Source organism: Mesorhizobium sp. WSM4844 (genome assembly GCF_055811775.1).
Genome location: NZ_JBVVQB010000114.1, coordinates 1 through 5,257, shown reverse-complemented (window position 1 = coordinate 5,257; position 5,257 = coordinate 1). Strand labels below are relative to the sequence as shown.

The following is a 5,257-nucleotide window of genomic DNA, read 5'->3' as shown; positions in this document are numbered from 1 at the left end:
ACGCTTCACCCCAGCCGAATGCGCCAACTACTTCAAGGCAGCTGGATACGACCCAGATTAAACAGGACGCGCTCTAGAAGAAAATCTGTACTCTGCAACAGCAAAAAAACATCTATCGCCTGACGGCGAACACCTAGATGCAGTGGTGGGCCGGCGTGAACCCCGCCGGGTTTTCCGGAGGCCGTTTTGTTTGAGTCACGCGCCATGGCTGGCGCTTCGAGCTGGCGTAGTACTATCAATGACCGTGGAATCGAGGCCCCAAGTTTCCGCGCAAAAGGGGCTCTGACGCACTCTCGCTGCGGCAACAGCCTAAGTTGCACCGATGGGGCTCACCTGGAGTAGATCAATCTTGGCGCGGCCGTACATTTGGCGCTTGATGAGTTTGAGCTTGGTGATCTGGCCTTCGGTCTGGCCATCCGACGACAGAGAAATAATGGCGTTGAGGACTGCGGCGATGTCCTTTTGGACCCCGGTTGGAAAGGAGCCGACGAGGCTTGCCTTCGCGCCCTCGAGCCAAGCGTCCAGTTCTGCGACCGTCTTTGATCGGATCATCTGCTGAAAGTCGTAGATCAGCGCGCCGTTGCTCTCAGATCGACTTGCTGACGATTGAGGCTGTGGGGCACGGAATAAAAGAAGATCTTGAACTCAAGGTGATAATCCGTCGAGACGGGGGCCAAACGCCATTCGGCAAACTCGTAATTCTCCAGTGGAAGACTGGCCAAAGCCGGGCGCGGCGCTCGCGGTCTCGAAGAGCTGTCGGCGACTGACGCCCCAGCCGGCGCATCATGCGATCGAGCTCCTGGGCAATGGCGGCGTTGGGTCTCAGCCAGCGAGGGGAAAGTCTGGTTGCGCAGGCGCCCCAGAATGCAGGAGTGGGCGAAACGCACTCCATTCTCCACTTGCTTTCCAGGCCGTGCCGGAAGAACGCCGACGCCGTAGGGGAAGCCATCATGCCGTAGCTGCGGTTGATCTCGTGATCGTAGAAGCTGGCGCGACTGACGCCAGAGTTCAGATTGTCGGGAATGACGAGTCTGGGAACGCCGTGAAAAAACGAAACATCCGGACATGGGAGCCAATCCAGTCGGAGAGCGTTTGCGTCCAGGTGGCCTCGGCAAAGGTGTAGCTGGACGCACCCAGCACCGCCACGAAGATCTCCGCCTCGCGGATCTCACCGGTCTTGCGATCGACAATCGGGATCTTCTTGCCGGAATAATCCACGAAGACCTTGTCGGCGGCCGCATGCTCCTGGCGCATCGTCGGTGACAGTCGCTGCTTAAATCCCCGTAGAAGTTCACAAAAGCGACTGTAGCCATAACCGTCGGGATGCGACCCACGATACTCCTCCCACAGGATGAGCAAACCGGGCTTCTTCAGCTGAAGAGCTTGTGCTCAAGCGCATCGTCGGTCAGCTCGCCCGGCAAGGGCCAGCTCACTGCGCGCTATCTCAAATTCGACCGCAATCTCGCGGGAGCTCGTCCCGCTTCGGGCAAGCCGCAGCCTTTGTCTCAGTTGTCTCATGGTCAGCCTTCTCTTTGCCGGCATCAAAATGGTCCCGTTCATCGCGCGGTGATTGATGCCAAAGTTGCTGACCCAGGAGGTAATGTTCAGTGCCGAAATTGGCCGGCCCGGTCTTTGATCGGAACGGCGGCCGGCTTCACGTCGGAACCCGCAATCCGTGCCTTCGCCTCGTGCATGCGTCGATCTTGCCGTTGTCGCACGGCTTGTGGCTGCGGGCGACAGGTTCGTCCTCTCGTCACGTTTCGGCCATGCGAGGAAGGCTGGGTTGCGCATTTCGCAAAAGTCGGACAGGGGTTCCGCTAATTCCCGGACAGTGGTTTCGCTAATGTCGGGACAGTCTGGCGGCGTCGGTCCTCGGGTGCCTTGTTGCGTTCATGGATGATTGATTTCGCCGTTTTCGGTGCCGGTCAAGAGGGGCGCAGCCTTTTGCTTTCGCATACTGTCGCCCTGAAGCACGATGCGGTGGGCGTTGTGCACGATCCGGTCGAGAATGGCGTCGGCGACGGTGGAGTCTGCGATCAGGTCATGCCATCTGGCCACCGGGACCTGGGCGGTGATCAGGGTGGATTTGCGGCGATAGCGTTCATCGACGATTTCGAACAGATGGAAGCGCTGTTGGTCGGTGAGGGAGTGGGTTCCGAAGTCATCGAGGATGAGCAGTTGTGCGCGGGTGAGTTTGTCGATGAGGCGTGAGAAGCGGCCATCGAGACGGGCGAGCCCCAAATCCTCGAACAGGCGCGGCACGCGCACATAGAGCACGGAATGATCAAGCCGTGCTGCTTGCCGGCCGAAGGCGCAGGCTAGCCACGACTTGCCGGTTCCGGTCGGACTGGGCTCATAATGCCCGTTATCAGGATGGCGAGGCAAAGAAGATTGTCCGTTACGCCTTTCATCCGCGTTCGGGCGGGGAGATTTTCGTTACAGGCCGTCAGCGTTATTGCGGTGAGCCGGCCTATGTCGGGCGACAACCGGATGGCAGCCTGGCGCTGATTCCGATCTGGATGACGGAAGAGATCGCCCTGACGATGGCGGTTCGCGAGGCGCCCCGTTTTCCCCTTTCATGCCTGCGCGACCTGCGCCGCGAGGTGGATGCAGGTCTTCGTTTTCTGCAGAGCGACTCACGCCAGCCAGGAGACGACCATGCAGCGCAGGCAATGCCGAACCGACCAACCAGACCTGTTTTCCACGAAAGCTCCGCCATCGAGTCTTCCAGGCGAAGTCCGGGAACGCACCCTCCCGCTGATCGAGACCTTGCTGAGGGAAGCGGTGGTGAGCCAGACGGGACGGGAGGCAGATCATGAAGATCACCGCTGAACATCTCGCGCGCGGCGCCTATGTCTATGTCCGGCAGTCGACGGCCGATCAACTCGTCAACAATCCCGAGAGCCGGCGACGCCAATATGGCCTTGCCGAGCGAGCGCGGTCCCTTGGCTGGAAAGACGCCATCGTCATCGATGAAGATCTCGGTCGTTCAGGGTCTGGCATCAGTCGTCCGGGCTTTGAGAAGCTTCTGGCGGCGATCTGCGAAGGTCGGGTTGGTGCGGTCCTCGCCATTGAAGCCTCCCGGCTGGCCCGCAATGGCCGGGACTGGCATACGCTCATCGAGTTTTGCGGCCTTGTCGGAACGCTCATCATCGATGAGGACGGCATCTACGAACCGCGTCATCCCAACGACAGGTTGCTGCTCGGCATGAAGGGCACGATGAGCGAACTGGAGCTTTCGATCCTGCGGGCCCGCTCGATCGAAGCCCTGAAGCAGAAGGCACGACGGGGCGAACTCTTCCTGACGGTGGCGATCGGTTACGTCAAGTCGGGCCGGAACCGGATCGAGAAAGACCCGGACCTGCGGATCCGCGAGGCGATCGATCTTGTATTCCGGCGTTTCGACGAACTGCAGAGCACGGCAGGTGCATCTGTGGCTGCGCAGCGAGGGCATTATGCTCCCTGCCGTAAATTACACGCGCGCGGCGGACAGGGCGATCGTCTGGAAGCTGCCCGTCTACAATACGGTGCACCACATTCTTACCAACCCGATCTACGCCGGCGCCTATGCGTTCGGGCGAACCTGCAGCAAAGTCACCATAGAGGCCGGACGCAAACGGATTTTGCGCGGGATCAGGCGCGATCGCGCCGACTGGGAGGTCTTGCTCATCGACCATCACGAAGGTTACCTGAGCTGGCACGATTTTGAGAGGAATCAGCGCCTGATCACGGACAATGCCACAAGCAAAGGCTTGGTGCCGCGCGGTGATCTTCGCCGGGGCGAGTTGCTGCTCGGCGGTCTCTTGCGCTGCGGCCATTGCGGCCGCAAGCTGCATGTCTCCTATTCCGGCAGCAACGGCAATACGGGGCGCTATCATTGCCGCGGAGCGCAGGTCAACCACGGAACCGACCCGTGCATTGGCTTCGGATCGTTGCGGATCGATCAGGCGGTCAGCGCGGAGGTTCTTCAACGCCTTCAACCGCTCGGCATCGAAGCGGCGATCAAGGCCATCGAGACCTCCACCGTGCAGGCTGGAGAGAAGCGGCGCCATGTGGAGCTCGCACTCGAGCAAGCACGTTATGAAGCCGCCCATCCACGCCGCCAGTATGACGCCGTCGACCCGGACAACCGGCTTGTAGCAGGCGAACTGGAGCGACGCTGGAATGCCGCGCTCGTAGAACGTCCGCGAGCGTCAGGACGAGCTTGACGCGCTCGACCGCCACAAGCCTGAGGCTCTGGGAGACGAGGAACGGCGGAGCCTGCTGCGCATGGGCGCCGATCTCGAACTGGCATGGCATCATGCCAACGCCACCGCCACCACGCGCAAGCGGATCATCCGTGCCGTGATCCGCGAGATTGTCGTCGCCATCGAAGACGACCACATCAAAATGCTGGTGCATTGGCAGGGCGGCGACCATACCGCGCTTTCGGTCAGGAAGAACAAGGCAGGCCATCACCGTTGGGGCGCCCCGCCGGACATCGAGGAACTGATCCGTGCCCTGGCACGCCAATTGCCGGATAGAGCGATCGCATCGCTTCTCAACCGGCTCGGCAAAACCACGGGTCGTCAGAACGGATGGACACAGTCCCGTGTCTGCACTTTCCGCAACCAGCACGACATCGCCGTCTACAAAAAGGACGAATGGTCGGAGCGCGGCGAGTATACATTGCAGGAAACGGCTGCGAAGCTCGGGCTGCGGCCAATGACCGTGCTGCGCATGATCCGCGCCGGCGATCTGAAGGCCGAGCAGTATTGCAAGGGTACGCCCTGGATCATCCGTCATGAAGATATCGAGCAACTCGATATCCAGCACCATTCCGGCAGGAGCGGACACAGTCCATTATCACAATCACAGGATCAGCAGATCCAGCTTTTTCAATAACATAGCGAGGTGTGCATTATGTCGTGGGATCGGTCTGGCCGGTGACGATCAGGTTCTCATGCGCTTTCAGCCATTCGCCCTGGGCGAGCGCCATGGTGCTGCGCCGGTCGAGCCCGCGTGGCGCGGCAAAGTCGATGTCCTCGATGCAGGCTTCGGGAAAGCGCAGCCTGGCTGAGGCGAGCCGGTTCCGGACGCGCTTGTCGGCCCGGATAGCGACCTCGCGGTCGAGCATCAGGCCGAGCCACTCGTCACGGCTGAGCTCGTTGGCGTTGTTCCGTTCGGCCAGTTCGCGCCAAGCGGCAGCCATGCCGGCCAGACCGAGGGTTTGCATCTGGTCGAGGGTGGGGTTCGTCAGCATTCTTTCTTCCTTTCC

General features: G+C 60.7%; 6 protein-coding genes and 2 pseudogenes. 3 read left to right on the top strand and 5 right to left on the bottom strand.

The genetic code is table 11. The annotated features are described in order from the left end of the window. Positions 1-309: 309 nt before the first annotated feature. The 4 genes and pseudogenes from AC0L2A_RS35755 to AC0L2A_RS35740 form a co-directional block, all read right to left on the bottom strand. On the bottom strand, positions 310-552 hold the full coding sequence (locus AC0L2A_RS35755) for a hypothetical protein (protein WP_473612883.1): 243 nt from the start codon (positions 550-552) through the stop codon (positions 310-312). A gap of 17 nt (positions 553-569) precedes the next feature. Beyond that, a complete protein-coding gene (locus AC0L2A_RS35750; RefSeq protein WP_473612881.1) occupies positions 570-1,067 on the bottom strand; it encodes a Mu transposase domain-containing protein in 498 nt (165 codons plus the stop codon). Beyond that, entirely contained in the window at positions 1,009-1,359 is a 351-nt protein-coding gene (locus AC0L2A_RS35745) for a hypothetical protein (RefSeq protein ID WP_473612880.1), read from the bottom strand. Before AC0L2A_RS35745 ends, AC0L2A_RS35750 begins: the two co-directional genes overlap by 59 nt. Positions 1,360-1,890: 531 nt before the next feature. Then, positions 1,891-2,343, bottom strand: a pseudogene (locus AC0L2A_RS35740) (ATP-binding protein); the annotation flags it as partial. Positions 2,344-2,815: 472 nt separating this feature from the next. On the opposite strand from AC0L2A_RS35740, the pseudogene AC0L2A_RS35735 reads away from it, so the two are divergent. The 3 genes and pseudogenes from AC0L2A_RS35735 to AC0L2A_RS35725 all read left to right on the top strand — a co-directional run. Further along, positions 2,816-3,235: pseudogene (locus AC0L2A_RS35735) on the top strand (recombinase family protein); the annotation flags it as partial. 220 nt (positions 3,236-3,455) lie between these two features. Then, positions 3,456-4,208: a recombinase family protein gene (locus AC0L2A_RS35730; protein WP_473612879.1), complete on the top strand. Its 753-nt coding sequence runs from the start codon at positions 3,456-3,458 to the stop codon at positions 4,206-4,208. Between the two features lie 61 nt (positions 4,209-4,269). Further along, positions 4,270-4,884 (top strand): helix-turn-helix domain-containing protein, encoded by a 615-nt coding sequence (locus AC0L2A_RS35725; protein WP_473612877.1) that lies wholly within the window; start codon positions 4,270-4,272, stop codon positions 4,882-4,884. A gap of 16 nt (positions 4,885-4,900) precedes the next feature. Here the strand turns inward: AC0L2A_RS35725 and AC0L2A_RS35720 are convergent. Beyond that, positions 4,901-5,257, bottom strand: a 357-nt coding sequence (locus tag AC0L2A_RS35720; RefSeq protein WP_473612876.1) for an ATP-binding protein, incomplete at its 5' end; no start/stop codon positions are given.

What these genes read in the sequence shown, in the direction of transcription:
- AC0L2A_RS35755 (WP_473612883.1), bottom strand. Translation starts at nt 552, where the DNA reads ATGATCCGATCAAAGACGGTCGCAGAACTGGACGCTTGGCTCGAGGGC.
- AC0L2A_RS35750 (WP_473612881.1), bottom strand. Translation starts at nt 1,067, where the DNA reads ATGTCCGGATGTTTCGTTTTTTCACGGCGTTCCCAGACTCGTCATTCC.
- AC0L2A_RS35730 (WP_473612879.1), top strand. Translation starts at nt 3,456, where the DNA reads ATGCTCCCTGCCGTAAATTACACGCGCGCGGCGGACAGGGCGATCGTC.
- AC0L2A_RS35725 (WP_473612877.1), top strand. Translation starts at nt 4,270, where the DNA reads ATGGGCGCCGATCTCGAACTGGCATGGCATCATGCCAACGCCACCGCC.